General features: G+C 71.1%; 18 protein-coding genes and 1 pseudogene. 8 read left to right on the top strand and 11 right to left on the bottom strand.

Annotated features, from left to right (window positions below):
• Positions 1-32 precede the first annotated feature (32 nt).
• Positions 33-2,687, bottom strand: a complete 2,655-nt coding sequence (locus ACFFJC_RS04575; RefSeq protein WP_379486315.1) for a M1 family metallopeptidase — start codon at positions 2,685-2,687, stop codon at positions 33-35.
• Positions 2,688-2,880: 193 nt separating this feature from the next.
• On the opposite strand from ACFFJC_RS04575, the gene pabB reads away from it, so the two are divergent.
• The 4 genes from pabB (at position 2,881) to arfB (ending at position 7,070) form a co-directional block, all read left to right on the top strand.
• A complete protein-coding gene (gene pabB, locus ACFFJC_RS04570; protein ID WP_379486314.1) occupies positions 2,881-4,716 on the top strand; it encodes an aminodeoxychorismate synthase component I in 1,836 nt (611 codons plus the stop codon).
• Complete coding sequence (locus ACFFJC_RS04565; RefSeq protein WP_379486313.1) at positions 4,716-5,894, top strand: pyridoxal phosphate-dependent aminotransferase; 1,179 nt, start codon at positions 4,716-4,718, stop codon at positions 5,892-5,894. Before pabB ends, ACFFJC_RS04565 begins: the two co-directional genes overlap by 1 nt.
• 83 nt (positions 5,895-5,977) lie before the next feature.
• Positions 5,978-6,670: an RluA family pseudouridine synthase gene (locus ACFFJC_RS04560; protein ID WP_379486312.1), complete on the top strand. Its 693-nt coding sequence runs from the start codon at positions 5,978-5,980 to the stop codon at positions 6,668-6,670.
• On the top strand, positions 6,663-7,070 hold the full coding sequence (arfB, locus tag ACFFJC_RS04555) for an alternative ribosome rescue aminoacyl-tRNA hydrolase ArfB (protein WP_379486311.1): 408 nt from the start codon (positions 6,663-6,665) through the stop codon (positions 7,068-7,070). The genes ACFFJC_RS04560 and arfB overlap by 8 nt, the downstream gene beginning before the upstream one ends.
• Positions 7,071-7,094: 24 nt before the next feature.
• Here the strand turns inward: arfB and ACFFJC_RS04550 are convergent, their stop codons facing one another.
• From ACFFJC_RS04550 to ACFFJC_RS04505, 10 genes and pseudogenes are all read right to left on the bottom strand, one after another.
• A complete protein-coding gene (locus ACFFJC_RS04550; RefSeq protein WP_379486310.1) occupies positions 7,095-7,280 on the bottom strand; it encodes a hypothetical protein in 186 nt (61 codons plus the stop codon).
• A gap of 26 nt (positions 7,281-7,306) precedes the next feature.
• Positions 7,307-7,705 (bottom strand): DUF4112 domain-containing protein, encoded by a 399-nt coding sequence (locus ACFFJC_RS04545; RefSeq protein ID WP_379486309.1) that lies wholly within the window; start codon positions 7,703-7,705, stop codon positions 7,307-7,309.
• A gap of 63 nt (positions 7,706-7,768) precedes the next feature.
• The gene (locus ACFFJC_RS04540) at positions 7,769-9,274 is read right to left on the bottom strand and encodes an ABC transporter substrate-binding protein (RefSeq protein ID WP_379486308.1); all 1,506 of its coding nucleotides are present in this window, start codon (positions 9,272-9,274) and stop codon (positions 7,769-7,771) included.
• 65 nt (positions 9,275-9,339) lie between these two features.
• The gene (locus ACFFJC_RS04535; RefSeq protein ID WP_379486307.1) at positions 9,340-9,714 is read right to left on the bottom strand and encodes a PilZ domain-containing protein; all 375 of its coding nucleotides are present in this window, start codon (positions 9,712-9,714) and stop codon (positions 9,340-9,342) included.
• Between the two features lie 170 nt (positions 9,715-9,884).
• Positions 9,885-10,343: an RNA polymerase-binding protein DksA gene (dksA, locus tag ACFFJC_RS04530; RefSeq protein WP_379486306.1), complete on the bottom strand. Its 459-nt coding sequence runs from the start codon at positions 10,341-10,343 to the stop codon at positions 9,885-9,887.
• 433 nt (positions 10,344-10,776) lie between these two features.
• A complete protein-coding gene (locus ACFFJC_RS04525) occupies positions 10,777-11,916 on the bottom strand; it encodes a GNAT family N-acetyltransferase (RefSeq protein WP_379486305.1) in 1,140 nt (379 codons plus the stop codon).
• A complete protein-coding gene (locus tag ACFFJC_RS04520) occupies positions 11,913-12,701 on the bottom strand; it encodes a glycerophosphodiester phosphodiesterase family protein (protein ID WP_379486304.1) in 789 nt (262 codons plus the stop codon). Before ACFFJC_RS04520 ends, ACFFJC_RS04525 begins: the two co-directional genes overlap by 4 nt.
• A complete protein-coding gene (locus ACFFJC_RS04515; RefSeq protein ID WP_379486303.1) occupies positions 12,682-13,146 on the bottom strand; it encodes a RidA family protein in 465 nt (154 codons plus the stop codon). Before ACFFJC_RS04515 ends, ACFFJC_RS04520 begins: the two co-directional genes overlap by 20 nt.
• Positions 13,139-13,673: pseudogene (locus ACFFJC_RS04510) on the bottom strand (HAD family hydrolase). Before ACFFJC_RS04510 ends, ACFFJC_RS04515 begins: the two are co-directional and overlap by 8 nt.
• Positions 13,670-13,879: a DUF3572 family protein gene (locus tag ACFFJC_RS04505; RefSeq protein ID WP_379486302.1), complete on the bottom strand. Its 210-nt coding sequence runs from the start codon at positions 13,877-13,879 to the stop codon at positions 13,670-13,672. The pseudogene ACFFJC_RS04510 and the gene ACFFJC_RS04505 overlap by 4 nt, the downstream one beginning before the upstream one ends.
• Positions 13,880-14,032: 153 nt before the next feature.
• Between ACFFJC_RS04505 and ACFFJC_RS04500 the strand changes: the two genes are divergently transcribed.
• The 4 genes from ACFFJC_RS04500 to spt all read left to right on the top strand — a co-directional run bounded on the left by ACFFJC_RS04500 (position 14,033) and on the right by spt (position 16,642).
• Positions 14,033-14,395 (top strand): response regulator, encoded by a 363-nt coding sequence (locus ACFFJC_RS04500; protein WP_379486301.1) that lies wholly within the window; start codon positions 14,033-14,035, stop codon positions 14,393-14,395.
• Between the two features lie 66 nt (positions 14,396-14,461).
• Positions 14,462-15,016, top strand: a complete 555-nt coding sequence (locus tag ACFFJC_RS04495) for a type II toxin-antitoxin system RelE/ParE family toxin (protein ID WP_379486300.1) — start codon at positions 14,462-14,464, stop codon at positions 15,014-15,016.
• Between the two features lie 125 nt (positions 15,017-15,141).
• Positions 15,142-15,381 carry an acyl carrier protein gene (locus ACFFJC_RS04490; RefSeq protein ID WP_379486299.1) on the top strand — a complete coding sequence of 80 codons (240 nt, stop codon included), beginning with the start codon at positions 15,142-15,144 and terminating at the stop codon, positions 15,379-15,381.
• A gap of 7 nt (positions 15,382-15,388) precedes the next feature.
• On the top strand, positions 15,389-16,642 hold the full coding sequence (gene spt / locus ACFFJC_RS04485; RefSeq protein WP_379486298.1) for a serine palmitoyltransferase: 1,254 nt from the start codon (positions 15,389-15,391) through the stop codon (positions 16,640-16,642).
• The last annotated feature ends 45 nt before the right edge of the window (positions 16,643-16,687 follow it).

Below are 16,687 nucleotides of genomic sequence, written 5' to 3'. Positions count from 1 at the left end.
GCGGCTATGCTTCAGCCTAAGATGATCACGCTCTAGCGCAGCGCCGCGAACTCCGCGTCGATCTGGGGACCCATCATGTCGTCGAGCAGGCCGCAGTTGCGGACCCGCTCGACCGCGCGCTCCAGCTCGAGCGCGCCCGGCGTTCCGGCAAACGCCCCGCGGAAGTCGTGCGCGATGCGGTTCGCCCAGGTGACCGAGCAGAACCGCCCGATGATCTGCGGCAGCCGGGTCGAGAACGCCTGCCCCTCCCCGCCCGCCAGCAGCGCGGCCACATGCGACAGAGCCCAGGCGTAGCCGTATTCCCGCGTCGCGCTGCGCGACATGATGCCGTCGAGCAGGTCGCGCCGCTCGCTCTCGCGCAGGCGCGGATCGGCGAGCGCCAGCAGCGAGGCCGCCATCTGCGGCTCGCCCGTACGCGCCAGCGCTCCCAGCGCCGCCGGGCGGAACACCGGGTCCTCGGACGAGAGCGCCCGCTCCAACAGCCCGGGAACCGCCTCGCTGCCGCCCTCGTAGAGGTGGATGTCGAAGGCATGGTCGAACCAGGCCGGATCGAGCGCGGCGCGGTCTCCGGCCAGGTAGGCCGCGGCTGCCGCGGCCAGCGCGCGCCGCACCTTGCGACCGCCGCCGGTGCCGACCACCGCGTTAACGACGTGGACCCGCCGCTGCGCGCGCGCGGCGGGCTCCTGCGCGTAGATCCCGGCGCGGGGATCGAAGCCATATTCGCGCAGCAGCGGCAGGTAGAGCTTCTCGCGCAGCAGGCGCTGCCCGCGCCGCCCCCGGGCCCCGACGATGTTCTCGCGCACGAAGCGTGCGAGCGCGCGGTCCGCCGCGTCGGCGGCGCGCGGGTCGGGATGGCGGATCAGCTTGTGGGCCAGGCGCGCCATTTCCCCGATCGTGCCGCGCCCCGCCCGGATCGAGCCCCAGAGCGAATCGACGAGCGCCAGCGCCTCCCCGGCCGGCAGGCGGTCGGCCGTTTCGATCAGGTCCCGCCAGTGGCCGGCGGTCAGTTCGAAGCGGTAGTAGCCGGTTCCCCCGGCGTTCGGGAACACCGGCCCCTCGCCAGGGATCGAGAAGCTCTGCGTGTGCTGGTCCATGATGAAGCACGCGCGCGTTCCGCCGCGCCGCAGGCACAAGGGTATGATCCAGCGCCCGGGCGGCGGGGCCACTCCGGCGGTGGTGTAGCGCAGCTGCGTCACGATCACGCGGTCGCCGTCGCGGCGCAGGGCGAGCAAAGGCACGCCCGGCTGCTCGACGAAGCTGCGCAGCGCGGGAACGAGCTTCGGGTTGTCGGCCACGCTCGCGATGGCGGCGAAGAACTCCTCGCTGTTCGCGGTGCCGAAGCGGTGCGCGGCGATGTGGCGGCGCACCGCCTCGCGGAAGGTCTCCTCCCCCAGCCACGCGGCCACCATGCCCACCACATGGCCGCCCTTGCCGTAGGTGATGACGTCGAAGGCGGAATCGATGTCGCTGCTGCGTGCGATCGGCTGGCGCACCGGCCGCCCGGCCAGCAGCGCGTCTGTCTCCATCGCCTCGTAGCCGGCGCCGAGCGCCTCCCCCTCGATGCCGAGGTCAGGGCGCCAGGCATGGCCGATGCGATAGCCGATCCAGTTGGCGAAGCTCTCGTTGAGCCACAGATCGTCCCACCAGCGCGGGGTGACGAGATCGCCGAACCACTGGTGCCCCAGCTCGTGCGCCACGACCGTGGCGAACATGCGCTGCTGCGCCACCGGTGAGGCAGGGTCGAGCACCAGGATGTCGTCCCGGTAGAGACTCGCCGCCGCGTTCTCCATCGCGCCCGGCAGTACCGGGGACGTCACCTGGTCCAGCTTCGGGAACGGGAAGGACTCGCCGAAGTAGTCCTCGAGCAGGCCCACGATCTGGCGCGAGCCGTCGAGCGCGTACTGCAGCCGGGCGGCGTTCTGGCGGGTGGAGACGAGGCGCACGGGCAGCACTGTCCGGCGCGCGCCCCGCGGCGGTGCATCGCCCTCGAGCGTGGCGAAGGGGCCGACCATCATCGCCACCAGGTAGGTCGGCAGAGGCGGCGTGGGCGCGAAGCGGTGGACGGCCATGCCCTGCTCCAGAGCCGCAAGCCCCACCTCGGGAGAATTGCCGATCGCGAGCAGTCCGGGCGGCGTGCGCAGGGTGAGCACGAAAGGCGTCTTGAAGCCCGGCTCGTCGAAGCAGGGGAAGGCGGCCCGCGCGTCGATCGGCTGGAAGTGCGTCCAGCTGTACCAGGCGCCCTCCACCGCGACCCTGAACATGCCCGAGGGCCCATCGGCGAAAGGCGCGTCGTAGTCGAACGCCAGCGTCACCGGTCCTGCGGGCAGCGCCTGCGCGAAGATCACCCGCGCCGCGCCCTCGGCGTCGAGCTGCTGCCACGACCCGGGCACGCGCAGGTTGCCCGAGACCGCCTCCACGCGCGCGACCGACAGGCTCCGGCCGTGGAGGTCGAGGGAGACCGCATCGCCGACCAGGAGCACGTCGATCTCGACATGCCCGCCGAACCGCGGCCGCGCCGGATCGACCGTCAGGTCGAGGCGGTAGGCCCGCGGGCGGACCGCGTCCCCGAGCTGGCCCGAGGCGGGCGCAGCGACGACGATGGGCTCCTGCCCGCGCGCGACGGTCGGCACCATCGCCCGCCAGGCCGCGACAAGGAGCAGGAGGAGAAGGACCGGGCGCAGCGCCATCCGTCTAGCGCATCGGCCTCCCGGCGGATTGTCACGCACCCTGGCCGCCGCATCCCGGGACACTCTCGCTCATCCGTCCTTCATGACCTCCGACTGGCGCGCAACTCCGGGTGTACGGCTCACCCCCTCGCGGTGCGAGAGGATTTTGCCAGCCGCGGCGGCGCCCGCTAAGGGGCCGGGCGGAAGCAGCGCCATGACAGAACCCTTCGTCCTCCTCGATGATGCCCGGACCATGGGCGCAGCCGATGCCCGGCTCTACCGTGCCCCGCGCGAGATCGTCTCGGCGATGCGGCTGGAGGAGGTGTCCGAGGCGCTGGCGCGGGTCGAGGCGCTGTCGCGCCAGGGGCTCCACCTGGCAGGATACCTGTCCTACGAGGCCGGGCTGGCGCTTGAGCCGCGGCTCGGTACGGTGCGCCAGGACGCGGCGGGCGCCGGTGGGCCGCTGGTCTGGTTCGGCGCCTTCGCGCAGTGCGAAGCGATTCCCGCCGCCGAGGTCCCGGATTGGCTCGCAGCCCATTGCGGTCCCGGCGTGCCCGCCATCGGCCCGTTGGAGCCGCAAGTGGACTTCGGCGAATACGCGCAGGCCTTCGCCCGGCTGCACGGCGCGATCGCGGCCGGAGACATCTACCAGGCCAACCTCACCATCCCGCTCGCCGGGCCATGGCGCGGCGACCCGCTGGCGCTCTACGCCGCGATCCGGCCCCGCGCCGCCGCGGGCTATGGCGCGGTGGTCCACGACGGCGCGCACTGGCACCTCAGCTTCTCGCCCGAGCTGTTCTTCGCGCTGGAGGGCGGGCGCGTCACGGCGCGGCCGATGAAGGGCACGCGCCCGCGCGGACGCAGCGCCAAGGAGGACGCGCAGCTGCGCGCCGACCTGGCGAGCGCGCCCAAGGATCGGGCCGAGAACCTGATGATCCTCGACCTGATGCGCAATGACATTTCCCGCGTCGCCCGGCCGGGCAGCGTGACGGTGGAAGCGCCGTTTCAGGTGGAGAGCTACCCCACCGTCCACCAGATGGTCTCGACGGTCCACGCCCGGGTGGCCGAGGACATCGGCGCGGTGGACCTGCTGCGGGCGCTGTTCCCCTGCGGTTCGATCACCGGCGCCCCGAAGATCCGCGCCATGGAGCTGATCGCCGAGGTCGAGCGCTGGCCGCGCGGCCCCTATTGCGGTGCGATCGGCTGCGTCGAACCCTCTGGCGATGCGACGTTCAATGTGGCAATCCGCACCCTGCGCCTCGTCAGCGGCAAGGCCGGCCCGGGCGCGGACGGCGGCGGGCAGGCGATCCTGGGGGTGGGATCGGCGATCGTCGCCGATTCTTCGGCTCTTCCCGAGTGGCGGGAGTGCCTGGTCAAAGGGGGTTTCGTGCGAGAGTCGGACGTTCGGGTCGCCGGTGGGGCAGCCTCGCCCGCGAGCTTCGATCTCATCGAGACGATGTGCTTCACCGCCGAGGAGGGGATCGCGCTCCTCGAACTCCATCTCGAACGGATCGGCACCAGCGCGGCGACGCTGGGCTTCGGGTTCGACCGGCACGCGGTGCGCAACGCCATCCAGGCGCTGTGCTTCGATTCGGACGGGGCGGCAAAGCTGCGCCTCGTGCTCGGCCGCAGCGGCGCCTTCTCGCTGGAGCTCGCGGCCATGCCCGCCGCCCTGCCCGATCCGGCGCGGGTCGCGGTGCTGCGCCTGCCGGTTGACAGCGGCGACTGGCGGCTCGCCCACAAGACCAGCGACCGCGGCTTCTACGACAAGGGCCTCGCGCTCGCACGGGCCAGCGGCGCCGACGAGGCGATCATGCTGCGCGACGACGGCCTCGTCACCGAAGGCTGCTTCACCAACGTCTTCGTCGAACGCGAGGGCGTGCTGCTGACGCCTGCGGCCCGCCTCGGCCTGCTGCCCGGAGTCCTGCGCCGCTCGCTGCTCGACAGCGGCCGCGCCGTGGAGGCGGAGCTGACGCTGGACGATCTGGCGGGCGGCTTCCTCATCGGCAACGCCCTGCGCGGCCTGATGCCCGCCCGGTTGCTCGCCTGATGCCGCTCTCCGCCGCGCTGGCCCGCATCGCCCCATCCCAGACGACCGCCATGACCGACCGCGCCACGCAGCTGCGCGAGGCAGGACGCGACATCATCTCGCTCTCGGTCGGCGAGCCGGATTTCGCCACCCCGGCGCATGTCGTCGAAGCCGCCAAGGCCGCGCTGGACCGCGGGGAGACCAAGTACACCCCGGTGGGGGGCACCTCGCGGCTGAAGCAGGCCGCTGCGCTGCACTTCGCACGCGACCTGGGGATCGCCGTCACGCCCTCGCAGGTGACGGTCAGCGCCGGGGGGAAGCAGGCGATCTTCCACGCCATGCTTGCGACCGTGGGCGCCGACGACGAGGTGGTCGTGCCCTCCCCCTGGTGGGTCAGCTACCCCGAGGTCGTCCGCTTCGCCGGCGGCGAGGTGGTGCCACTGCACACGGAGGCGCAGAACGGTTTCCGCTTTACGCCCGCCGAGCTGGAGGCCCGGATCGGCCCGCGCACGCTGTGGCTGCTGCTCAATAGCCCGGGCAATCCCACCGGCGCGTGCCTGCCGGCGGAGACGCTGCTGGGCATCGGCGCGGTGCTCCGCCGCCATCCACGCGTCATGGTGCTGAGCGACGACATCTACGCGCCGATCAACTATACCGGCACCCGCCACGCCACGCTGGCGAACCTCTGCCCCGATCTGGCGGACCGCATCCTGACCATCTCCGGCGTCTCCAAGAGCCATGCGATGACGGGCTTCCGGATCGGCCTGGCCGCCGGTCCCGAATGGCTCATCCGGGCGATGGAGCGGTTGCAGTCGCATTCCTCGGGCAACCCCTGCTCGATCAGCCAGGCCGCGGCGGTGGCGGCGCTGGAGGGCCCGCAGGATTTCCTCAGCGACTGGTGCGCGCGCTTTCGCGCCCGGCGCGATCTGGTGGTGGCGGCGATCAACGCCATCCCCGGGCTGTCCGCGCCCACCCCCGACGGCGCCTTCTACTGCATGGTCGACGCCGCGCCGCTCATGGCGCGCTTCGGCGACGACGCGGCGCTCGCGCTGCACCTGCTGGAGCATGGCGTGGCGATCGTGCCCGCCTCCGCCTTCGGCGGGCGTGACGGCTTCCGCATCAGCTTCGCCGCCGACGAGGCCAAGCTGACCGAGGCCTGCCGCCGGATCGCCCAAGCCGTCGCAGCGGACGGCGGGTGAACGCGGGCTAGCCGCAAGGCCGCCGCTGCAGTATCGCCGGCATCCCGGCAAGGCCGGTCGACAGCATGGGAACACGGACGGTCATGGAACTGGAAATCCTCTTTGAGGACGGCGAGGCGCTGGTCATCGACAAGCCGGGCGGGCTTCCGCTCGATCGCCCGCGCGCCGGCGGGCCGAGCCTGGAGGACCGCCTCGACGAGCTGAAGCTGGGCTTCCAGCGCGAGCCCGCCCCCGTCCACCGGCTCGATCGCGACACTTCGGGCTGCCTGCTCCTGGCGCGCAACCCGAAGGCGCTCAAGCGCTTCGCCGCGGCCTTCGAGGAACGCGCGGTGGAGAAGGTCTACCTCGGCATCGTCGCCGGCGCGGTGGAGGGGGACGAGGGCACGATCGCGCTCTCGCTCTCCAAGGTCAGCACGGCCCGGGACGGCTGGCGCATGATCCCGGCGCGCAAGGGCAAGCCGGCGGTGACCCACTGGCGCAAGCTCGACGCGCGCGACGGCCTGACGCTCGTCGAGTTCCGGCCGGAGACGGGCCGCACCCACCAGATCCGCGTCCACGCGGCCTCGGGGCTGGGCGCCGCGCTGCTGGGAGACCCGGTCTATGGCGCCGGGCCGGACCGCGCGCGCGGCGCCGGGCGCACGATGCTGCACGCCGCCGCTCTCACCGTCCCGCGCGGGGAGAAGCCGCCGGTAGTGGCGCACTGCCCGCCGCCCGCGGATTTCCGCGCCCTGGGCTTCGCGCTGCCCGAGACGCCGGGCGCCGAGCCGGATGCATGAGATCCTCGCACGCGCGCAGGCGCTGGCGAGCGAGAGCTTCATAGCCTCAGCCGGCCCGGGCGGGCAGAACGTCAACAAGGTGGCAACAGCGGTGCAATTGCGCCTGGATTGCTATCCGCTGCGCCTGTCGCCGCCGGTCTTCGCGCGGCTGCGGGAGCTGGCGGGCAGCCGCATGACCTCACGCGGGGAACTGGTCCTGACCGCGCGCCGCTTCCGCACCCAGGAGGCCAACCGCGCCGACGCGCGCGAGCGGCTCGCCGAGCTGCTCGAAGAGGCGCACAAGCTGCCCGAAAAGCGCGCCAAGAGCCGCCTCAACCGGGTCGGCAAGGAGCAGCGGCTCAAGGGCAAGAAGCTGCGCGGCTCGGTCAAGGCCGGCCGCGGCAAGGTGAGCTTCGACTGATCCCGAGCGTCGGAGAGGCGCGATCTACCGCGCCGCCGCGCTCGGCTCCCCCCCCGCCGTCTCGGCCGGGCGCCGCTCGTCCAGCATCGCCGCCGCTTCATCCAGCGCGCGCGCTTCCCCGGTGGTGACGCCGCCCGGGCCGGACGCGTCCTCGGACGGGGAACAGGCCCCCACCGCCAGCGGAGCCAAGACCAGACCGGCCGCCCTCATCGACACATTCCAGGCCGGCGCCAGCTTCATCCCTCGATGATGCGCGTGTGGGGATGGTGCTTGTCGAGGTGCCGCCGGATCATCCGCAGGTTGCGGCTGTTGGAGCGGAACACGAAGTCGAAAAGGTCGCCCGCCACCGGAATCGCGCCCACCGCCGTGTCGATGCCGACGTTGGCGGTCATGCGGGCGAGCTGCCACTTCGACATCCCGAGATTGCGCGCTTCCCATACCAGGTAGAGCCCGATCGCAGCGGTCACGACATCGCCGGCGACGGGCACCAGCCCCACCACCGCATCGAGGCCGACCTTGCGGCCCAGCCCCGGCACCGCGAATGCGCGCTCCATCACGCGTTCCAGCGCCTCCACCCGCCGGCGCACCGCCGCCGGATCACTTCCCAGCGGCAGATCCGGTTGCAGCCGCCGCACGGACTCGGGTCCTGTCGCCACTCTCAGCCTCTCGTCGCAAGCGCGGCCACGCGGCCGCACTCCTCATTTGGGAAGCCACGAGAGGGGCATCAAGGGATGCCATCCCCAGGCATTGGTGGCGAAGCCGTCCACGCTGCCGCGCACCAGCGACCAGCGGATCGGCGTTCCGAAGGGGATGAACACGTTGCTGGCGGTCAGTTCGCCCTCGGCCTGCTTCAACAGGGCGGCACGCTCGGCGGGCGTGGCTGCCTTGGCTGCCACCGCCACCGCGGCGTCGGCCGCGGCGGAGCACAGGCCCTGCCCAGCGCGGCACGAGAGGCGATTGAGGAACCATGCAACCCGCGGATAGCGCGCGACATCGTCGACGAGAGCGAGGTCGGCTCCGTCCGGGTCATCCACCCGCTCGACCTGGACGGAGATCGTCGCGAAGTCGGCCGCGAGCCGGTTGAACAGGACCTGCGAGCCCCCGCCGGCCGGCAACCAGACCTTGAGCCGCACCGGCTCCGAGGCGGAGGGCCCTTGCCCGTCGTCCGACGCCGTCGTCCCGGCAGCGGCGCGCCAGCTGCGCACCCGCGCCGCCGCCGCCGCGCGGCGATCCGCCAGCGTCTGGTCGGCCCAGCGCTCCCCCGCCGTGCCGAGGTCGCCGTCGAGGCTGGGGGTCACGATGCGGCTCGTCGGCACCCAGCCGCCGACACCGAAGGGCGCGATCAGCGCATCGCGGTCGATCGCCATGGCCAGCGCCTCGCGATTGCCCGGCTCGGCCAGGAAGCCGCGGTCGTTCATCACGTGAAGGCCGAACAGGCCGGCCACCGGATCGAGCTGGATCGTCCCGCGCAGGATGCCCACCGATCGGGTCAGGAGGAAGTCCTCGATCCGCCCGCCGAGCACGAGATCCACCGTCCCGTCATTGAACGCGGCCACCGCGGCAGGCCCGGGCAGCGCACGCAGCTGCACCTGGCGCGTGCGCTCGGCCCAGTCCTGGATGGCCGGCAGGCCCAGGCGAGACGGCTCCATCGGCGCCAGCACCGCCAGCCCTTCCGCCGGGGTCACGCTCATCGGGCCCGCGCCCACGCCCTCGTGGACCATGCCCAGCTCGGGCTGTGCGAGCAGCTGCAGCAGGTAGGGCATCGGTCGTTCCAGCCGGATCTCGATGACGCGGCCGGCCATGACGCGCACCTCGTCCAGCCCGACGAGGTCGAGCCCCAGCGGGGTGTCGCGCACGCGCCGCAGCGCCGCGTTGATCGCGCGCCGCGCGGAGGCGGCGGTGATCGGATCGCCGTTGGTCCACACCCCTTCGCGCAGGCGGAAGATGTAGCTCTGGCCGTCGTCGGTCACGATCCAGCGCTCCGCCAGCGCCGGGATGACCCGGCCGGCATCGTCGAACGCGACAAGTCCCTCGACGGTGGCGGCGCGCACCAGCTGGCCGGCCTGTCCCGCAGCCGTCCCCTCGGCCGCGCCGGTGGCGACCACCGCGACGCCCAGCGCCGAGTTGTCGTAGCGGCTGCAGGAGGCAAGCGCGAGCATGGCCAGGGCGAGCGCGCACGAAGAGGCTTGGCGCTTGGACAGCATGCCCACCCGAGTAGTCCATTTTACCCGGGGCGCAAATGGCACCGCCGAATTTTCCGGCCGGACTCTCAGATCTTGCGCAGGACGGTGCCCCGCGGGCCTGTCTCGCCCGGCGCCTGGTGGTTGCGCAGGTAATCGGGCGCGGCGTCGGCGGTGCCGCCCACCGGCTCGCGGGCGAGGCGCGGGTCGATGTCCTCGCCGAAGGCGACGCCGAAGCGGGTGTCCTGGACCCAGGCGACCGATCCCTGGACCCAGCCGATGTTGCGGATGTTGACCTGCACCACGGTGCCGCGCACGACGCGGACCAGGCCCTCGCCCATCATCCCGCCGGCGGACAGGTTGCGGACCTTGATGCGGAACTCGCCGCCCTGGCCTTCCACGCGCAAGTCCGCCATGAGGAACAGGCTGTCGCGCGCGATCTGCCGATTGTCACGTTCGTTCATGCGCTTCGGGTCCGGGGCCTTGCCAAACTGGTCGTCGTGGTGCTGCGGTCGGGGTGCGCCGGACGCACGGGAACGCAGCGCGCCTCGCGTATCCCTAGCCGCGAATGGCAAACAAACGCTTAACGACGCAGCTGGGCGACCCCACCGGGGCCGCCGCGCCGCAGCAAAGCTCAGTCCTCGCGCGAGACTTTCTCGCGGCGCTCGTGCGCTTCCTGCGCTTCCACCGTCATCGTGGCGATGGGGCGGGCTTCCAGCCGGCCCAGGCCGATGGGATCGCCCGTCACCTCGCAGTAGCCGTACTCGCCCTCTTCGATCCGGCGCAGCGCCGAATCGATCTTGGCGATCAGCTTGCGCTGGCGGTCGCGAGTGCGGAGTTCGATACCCCAGTCGGTCTCGCTCGAGGCGCGGTCGTTGAGGTCGGCGTCGCGGATCGGCCCGTCCTGGAGCTGCTGCAGCGTGCCGGCCGAGGCGTCGAGGATCGACCTTTTCCAGGCCAGCAGCAGCTTGCGGAAATAATCCTGCTGCGCTTCGCTCATGTAGGATTCGTTGGGGTCGGGAATGTAGGCGCCGCCGATTGCGCGCTTCGCCTTTGCAAGGACATCGATTTCGTCAGCTAGGGCCGTTGCCATCCAGAGAACTCCGCAGGTGTCTCCTCGGACCGCCAACGCCCTGCAGCCCCGGACTTTTCCGGCGACCATCAAGACGGTCCTTGGTTGGTGGCGCCTATAAGTCCCCACATTTGCGGGCACAAGCCGATAACCGCGGGCGTCCACAAATTTCTGGCCGCGGCCGAACCCGCGCTTTCCAAGGCCTGCCGAAGAAAATTCGCGCAGTCGGGGCCAATCCTGTCTTGGCGAAGCCGGAGCTGTTCGGGCGCAACGCAAGCCGCTGAAAGGCCACGGTTCCGGTGCAGCGCCAGCTCGCTGGAAAGGCACGCAGACCTGCCATGGAAGCAATCCGGATTCTCCACGATCGCGCCACCTCGCTCCAGCGGCCGGCCTTATGCGCGACAGGCCCATCGCCCCGGCGCTGGTCGCAGCTCGCCGGGCGGCTGAGGCGGGGCTAGTCCTTCCTGCGGAACGGTGTGCGGCCGCCCAGCACGAGCTGGTCGCTGGCGATGCCGGCGCGCTCCTGCTCCAGGAACTCGGCGATGGCGGCGCGCAGGCCTTCGTGGACGATGTAGTGGGCCGAGACGGTGCGCACCGGCTCGTAGCCGCGGGCCAGCTTGTGCCCGCCCTGGGCGCCGGCCTCCACCCGCGAGAGGCCGAGGCGGATCGCGGCGTCGATCGCCTGGTAGTAACACAGCTCGAAATGGAGGAACGGCTTGTCGACCGTAGCGCCCCAATAGCGCCCATACAGCGCGCGGTTACCGATGAAGTTGAGCGCGCCGGCGATCGGCGTCCCCCCATCGAAGGCGAGCACCAGCAGGATCCGCTCGGCCATCGTCTCGCCCAGCAGCCGGAACGCCTCGCGCGTGAGATAGGGCCGCCCCCACTTCCGCGCGCCGGTGTCCTGGTAGAACGCCCAGAACGCGTCCCAGTGCTCCGGCGCGATGTCTGCCCCCTGCAGCGCGCGGATCTCCACGCCCTCCTGCGCCCGCGCCCGCTCCTTGCGCAAGTCCTTGCGCTTGCGCGACGAGAGCACGGCGAGGAAATCGTCGAAGCTGGCGTAGCCGCGGTTCTCCCAATGGAACTGGATGTCTTCGCGCAGGAGCCAGCCGGCCTTCTCGAACACCGGCACCTGCTCCGGCTCGATGAAGGTGGCGTGGGCGGAGGACAGCCCGTTGTCGCGGCACAGCGTCTCGGCCGCGCGCAACAGCACCGGTGCGAGCTCGGGATGCGGGGTCAGCAGCCGCGGCCCGGTGGCCGGCGTGAAGGGCACCGCGATCTGCAGCTTGGGATAGTACGCGCCGCCCGCACGGTGCCAGGCATCCGCCCAGGCATGGTCGAACACGTACTCGCCCTGGGAATGGTCCTTGAGGTAGGCGGGCAGCGCCGCGGCGAGGCGCCCGTCGGGCCCGTCGATCACGATCGGCAGGGGCGTCCAGCCGCTGCGCCCGCCGACGCTGCGCGACTGCTCCATGGCGGTCAGGAAGGCGTGGCCGACGAAGGGATTGCCCCCGTCGGTCAGCGCGTCCCACTGGTCCGCCGGCAGCTCGCCCACGCCGCCCAGGACCCTCGCGGTGAAGCCGGGCGCGCTCACCGGCGCGGATCGCTTCCCGAGGGGACCTCGAAGATGGCGGCGTCGGCGAGCGCCTGGGCGCGGGCGTCGTGCTCCGGGTCGCGCACCGTCCAGGTCGCCAGCGGCAGGCCCCGGCGGCGCTGGGCGGCGGCGAAGCGGCTCGGCAGGTCGCGGATGTCGTAGGCGAGGAAGTCCGGCCGCGCATGCCACAGCGCCAGGCGGCGGCGGATCCGGCCGGGCAGCGCGCGGTCGTCCCCTTCGGAAACGATCAGCCCGCGCACGGTGTGCGGCGAGTGGACGCGGTACCAGTGCGCCACGCGCGGGTCGAAGCTCATCACCGCATGCTGGCCGACGTAGCCTTCGAGCACCCGCCGCACCGCCAGGCACAGCGCGGCGATGCGGTCGCCGCGCCGGGACTTGACCTCGATCAGCACCGGCTGCCGCCCGGCCACCTGGTCCAGCACCTGCCGCAGCGTGGGGATCGTCTCGTCGGTGCCGTCCAGGCAGACCGCGCCCAGCTGGGCGGCGCTGCGCCGGCGCACCGGGCCGCTCTCCAGCGTCAGCCGGTCGAGCGTGTCGTCATGGAAGACGACCGGCTGGCCGTCGCCGGAGCGCTGCACGTCGAACTCGACGCCGTAGCCCTGCTCCACCGCGGCCGCGAAGGCCGCGCGCGAATTCTCGGGGATGACGCCTCCCGGCCCCGATCCGTGGAGCCCACGGTGGGCATAGTCCTGCGCCCCGATCCACGCCACCTTGCGCGGATCGGGGGCCGGCGACGCCCAGCGGTCAAGCAGGGCGAACGGCAACGATGGCGTCCACTTCGACGGCGGCGCCCAGCGGCAGGACCGGCACGCCGACGGCGCTGCGGGCGTGCCGGCCCGCCTCCCCGAACACCGCCACCATCAGCTCCGAGGCGCCGTTGGCGACCTTGGGCTGGTCGGTGAAGGTCCCGGTCGAGTTGACGAAGGCGCCCAGCTTGACGATCCGCTCCACCCGGTCGAGCGAGCCGAGCGCTGCCTGCAGCTGCGCCAGGATCATCACCGCGCAGGCCTGCGCCGCCTCGATCCCGGCCTCCAGCGCGACGTCCTCGCCCAGCCGCCCGGTGACGAGCTTGCCGTCGACGAACGGCAGCTGGCCCGAGACATGGGCGAGCCCGCCCGCGACGACGACCGGGACGTAGGCCGCGACCGGCGCTGCGGGCGCGGGCAGGGTCAGGCCGAGTTCGGAGAGGCGGGCGGCGATGTCAGTCATGGAGATCCTCTTCTTCGCGGGTCAGGCTGTCCAGCAGCCAGGGGAGCGCACCGGCCCAGTCGTCGATGCGGGCATGGGCATGGCCGAGCCGGAGCGCGCAGGCGATGCTCGGCGCGATCTGCGGCTCGCCGCACAAGTGCAGCCGGCGAACGTGAGGCGAAACCTCGAAGACCGAGCCGTGGTGCTGCGACAGGTCGTCGATGAAGACCGCGCGCCTCGCGGCGGAAATCGAGCAGGTTGGTCAGCACCACCACGTCGGCATGCTCGCGGATCGCGGCGATCGCCGCGACCGCGCCCTCGATCGGGGTCTGGCGGTGCATCTGCGTGTCGAAGAAGCGGTTGAGCAGCGCCCACATTTCCGCCTGCTCCAGCGGAGCCTCGCTGCCGATGCGGCGCATCGACTTGTAGAACTCGCCGCCCGTCAGGTCGAAGGCGACGCCCTCGTCCTCGGCCAGCCAGTCGCGGAAGTGCTTGATCATGTGCAGCAGCACTTCGTCGCAGTCGGTGATGAGCAGCGGCCGGCTCATGCCTCCAGCTCCGCCCGCGCGGCGACCAGCGTCGCCGGCGCCACGCCCAGCGCATCGGCCGCGGCGATCAGGTCCGGCTCGTGCGCGCAGAGGAAATCGAGCACCGCCGCTTGCGTGCCGGGGCTGGCCAGCGAGGCGCGCAGCGCGTCCGGGGTCAGCCCGGTGAGCGCGAGGAACCGCTCCGCGCGGGACGAATCGCCGAGCACCCAGCCGAGCGCGTTCAGCGCCAGCGCCTGCGGGTCGGATCCGGACGATGGGGATGGCGGCTCTCGAAGAATTGTCAGCCTCGCTCGGGTGCAATAGAGGGAAAGGCGAACCCCTGTCAGGGTCCAACCCCCAGATGGTCATCAGGGCGTCGAATGGCAAAGCGAATCCTCGTTGTCGAGGACAACGATCTCAACCGGAAGCTGTTTTGCGACGTGCTTCGCAGCCAGGGCTACGCGGTGGAGCCGGTCGCCGACGGGCTCGATGCGCTGGAGCGCGCGCGCCAGTTCGTGCCGAACCTCGTCATCATGGACATCCAGCTCCCGAACGTCTCCGGGCTCGACCTGATCGAGGCGGCCAAGAAGGATCCCGTGCTGCGCGCGATCCCGGTGCTGGCGGTGACCGCCTACGCCGGCAAGGGCGACGAGGACCGCATCCGCGAGGCGGGGGCCGAGGGCTACCTCGCCAAGCCGGTCTCGATCGGGCCGTTCATGGCGGCGGTGCGGGCGTTGTTGTGAGCGGACGCCGTGTGCTGCGTCCGTCGTTGACATATAAGCCGCTGACGCATAGATGAGGCGATATCGGTGCTGCAGACAGTCGTCGAACTGCCGGAGTTCCTCAGCCGCGCAAAGGCGATCATGTCCGACGAGGAACGCATGGCGCTGGTGAATTTCGTCGCAGGCACTCCGGAGGCGGGGATTTCACTTGGCGGCGGCCTGCGCAAACTGCGGTTTGCCCGGCCGGGTGCCGGCAAGAGCGGCGGCTATCGCACGATCTACGTGTTTGGCGGCAGGCACGCCCCGTTCCTGGTCACGGTCTTCGCCAAGACTCGCGCATTACGGAGGTTCGTCTTGAGTGCCTACGAAAGCATCCGGCAAGGTCTGGCCGAAGCCCTGGATTTCGCGCGTGACGGGCAGACCGATGCGCAGATCCACCAGATCGAAGTGCCCGTCGTCGACGTGGCCGCAATCCGGGCCAGCACCGGGTTGTCACAGGGCGCGTTCGCGCGCAGCATCGGCGTGGCGAAAGGCACCTTGCTCAACTGGGAGCACGGCCGCCGTCGCCCGACGGGCCCTGCCCAGGTGCTTCTCGCGATGATCGCGAAAAAGCCTTCGCTGGTGACGGAGCTGCTTCGCTGAAGCGGCAGGTTCACGCTCGCCACTTCATCGCGTTCACCCCCGTCCCCGCTTGACATGATACGCCCGCGCCGCTTTTGCGCCGCAATCCCCGGCCAGAGCGCCGCCGACACCTTCGGAGACACCCTATGGACCGCGCAGAAACCTCGGCCCGCATCGCCGGCCTGATCGAACCCTTCAACAAGAAGGGCGTGGCGATCACCGATGCCACTCGCTTCACCGACGACCTCGAATTCGACAGCCTGACGGTGATGGACTTCGTCGCCGCCATCGAGGACGAGTTCGACATCATCATCTCGATGAACCAGCAGGCCGAGATCGAGACCTACGGCCAGCTCGTCGACGCCGTCGTCAAGCTGCAGGGCTGATTTCGAGATGACCGAAGCCGTGAGCCAGCCCGACCAGCCCGAAACTCTCGTGGGCGGCGAGAAGGACCTGTTCAGCAAGTTCGACCCGCTGATCCAGATGCGCGCGGACCTGCTCTCCACCGGCGTGACCGATCCGTTCGGGCTCGTCATGGAGCGCGTCGTCTCCCCCACCGTCGCGATCTGCAACGGGCGCGAGACGATCCTGCTGGGCACCTACAACTACATGGGCATGACCTTCGACCCCGACGTCATCGCGGCGGGCAAGCAGGCGCTCGACGACTTCGGATCGGGCACCACCGGCAGCCGCGTGCTCAACGGCACCTACGCCGGGCACAAGGCGGTCGAGGAGGCGCTATGCGACTTCTACGACATGAAGCACGCGATGGTCTTCTCCACTGGCTACCAGGCCAACCTCGGCATCATCTCCACCATCGCCGGCAAGGGCGACTACATCGTCCTCGACATCGACAGCCACGCCTCGATCTGGGACGGCTGCAAGATGGGCGACGCCGAAGTGGTGCCCTTCAAGCACAACGACATCGAGGCGATGGAAAAGCGCCTGCGCCGCATTCCCGAAGGCGCGGGCAAGCTGGTGGTGCTGGAAGGCGTCTACTCGATGCTGGGCGACATCGCCCCGCTCAAGGAGATGATCGCGGTCGCCCGCAAGTACGGCGCCATGGTGCTGGTGGACGAAGCGCACTCGATGGGCTTCATCGGCCCCAACGGGCGCGGCGTGGCCGAGGACCAGGGCTGCCTCGACGACGTCGACTTCGTGATCGGCACCTTCTCCAAGTCGGTCGGCACCGTCGGCGGCTTCTGTGTCTCGAACCACCCGAAGTTCGAGATCATGCGCCTGGTCTGCCGCCCCTACGTGTTCACCGCCAGCCTGCCGCCCAGCGTGGTCGCCACCGCCACCACCTCGATCCGCAAGCTGATGGACGCGGCCGACAAGCGCACGCACCTGTGGGAGAACTCGCGCACGCTGCACCAGGGACTTCGCGAGGCGGGCTTCCAGCTCGGCACCGAGACGCCGCAGAGCGCGATCATCTCGGTCATCATGCCCGACCTGGAGCGCGGTGCCGCGATGTGGGAAGCGCTGCTGCACGAGGGGCTCTACGTGAACCTGGCCCGCCCCCCAGCGACCCCGGCGAACATGACGCTGCTGCGCTGCTCGCTCTGCGCCGAGCACTCGGCCGAGCAGGTCCAGCAGATCATCGGCATGTTCACCCGCGCCGGCCAGGCGGTCGGGATCCTGGGCTGACTCCTTTTTGCGGGCGGCGCCCTTTCCGGCACCGCCCTGCAAGCA

This window comes from Novosphingobium soli (assembly GCF_042432915.1).
Classification (GTDB): Bacteria; Pseudomonadota; Alphaproteobacteria; order Sphingomonadales; family Sphingomonadaceae; genus Novosphingobium; species Novosphingobium soli.
Note: the sequence above shows the minus strand (reverse complement) of the source record. Positions and strands in the feature narration are given on the sequence as shown.

What these genes read in the sequence shown, in the direction of transcription:
- ACFFJC_RS04560 (WP_379486312.1), top strand. Translation starts at nt 5,978, where the DNA reads ATGGAACTGGAAATCCTCTTTGAGGACGGCGAGGCGCTGGTCATCGAC.
- pabB (WP_379486314.1), top strand. Translation starts at nt 2,881, where the DNA reads ATGACAGAACCCTTCGTCCTCCTCGATGATGCCCGGACCATGGGCGCA.
- ACFFJC_RS04550 (WP_379486310.1), bottom strand. Translation starts at nt 7,280, where the DNA reads ATGAGGGCGGCCGGTCTGGTCTTGGCTCCGCTGGCGGTGGGGGCCTGT.
- ACFFJC_RS04515 (WP_379486303.1), bottom strand. Translation starts at nt 13,146, where the DNA reads ATGACTGACATCGCCGCCCGCCTCTCCGAACTCGGCCTGACCCTGCCC.
- ACFFJC_RS04575 (WP_379486315.1), bottom strand. Translation starts at nt 2,687, where the DNA reads ATGGCGCTGCGCCCGGTCCTTCTCCTCCTGCTCCTTGTCGCGGCCTGG.
- ACFFJC_RS04540 (WP_379486308.1), bottom strand. Translation starts at nt 9,274, where the DNA reads ATGCTGTCCAAGCGCCAAGCCTCTTCGTGCGCGCTCGCCCTGGCCATG.
- spt (WP_379486298.1), top strand. Translation starts at nt 15,389, where the DNA reads ATGACCGAAGCCGTGAGCCAGCCCGACCAGCCCGAAACTCTCGTGGGC.
- ACFFJC_RS04565 (WP_379486313.1), top strand. Translation starts at nt 4,716, where the DNA reads ATGCCGCTCTCCGCCGCGCTGGCCCGCATCGCCCCATCCCAGACGACC.
- ACFFJC_RS04500 (WP_379486301.1), top strand. Translation starts at nt 14,033, where the DNA reads ATGGCAAAGCGAATCCTCGTTGTCGAGGACAACGATCTCAACCGGAAG.
- dksA (WP_379486306.1), bottom strand. Translation starts at nt 10,343, where the DNA reads ATGGCAACGGCCCTAGCTGACGAAATCGATGTCCTTGCAAAGGCGAAG.
- ACFFJC_RS04535 (WP_379486307.1), bottom strand. Translation starts at nt 9,714, where the DNA reads ATGAACGAACGTGACAATCGGCAGATCGCGCGCGACAGCCTGTTCCTC.
- arfB (WP_379486311.1), top strand. Translation starts at nt 6,663, where the DNA reads ATGCATGAGATCCTCGCACGCGCGCAGGCGCTGGCGAGCGAGAGCTTC.
- ACFFJC_RS04490 (WP_379486299.1), top strand. Translation starts at nt 15,142, where the DNA reads ATGGACCGCGCAGAAACCTCGGCCCGCATCGCCGGCCTGATCGAACCC.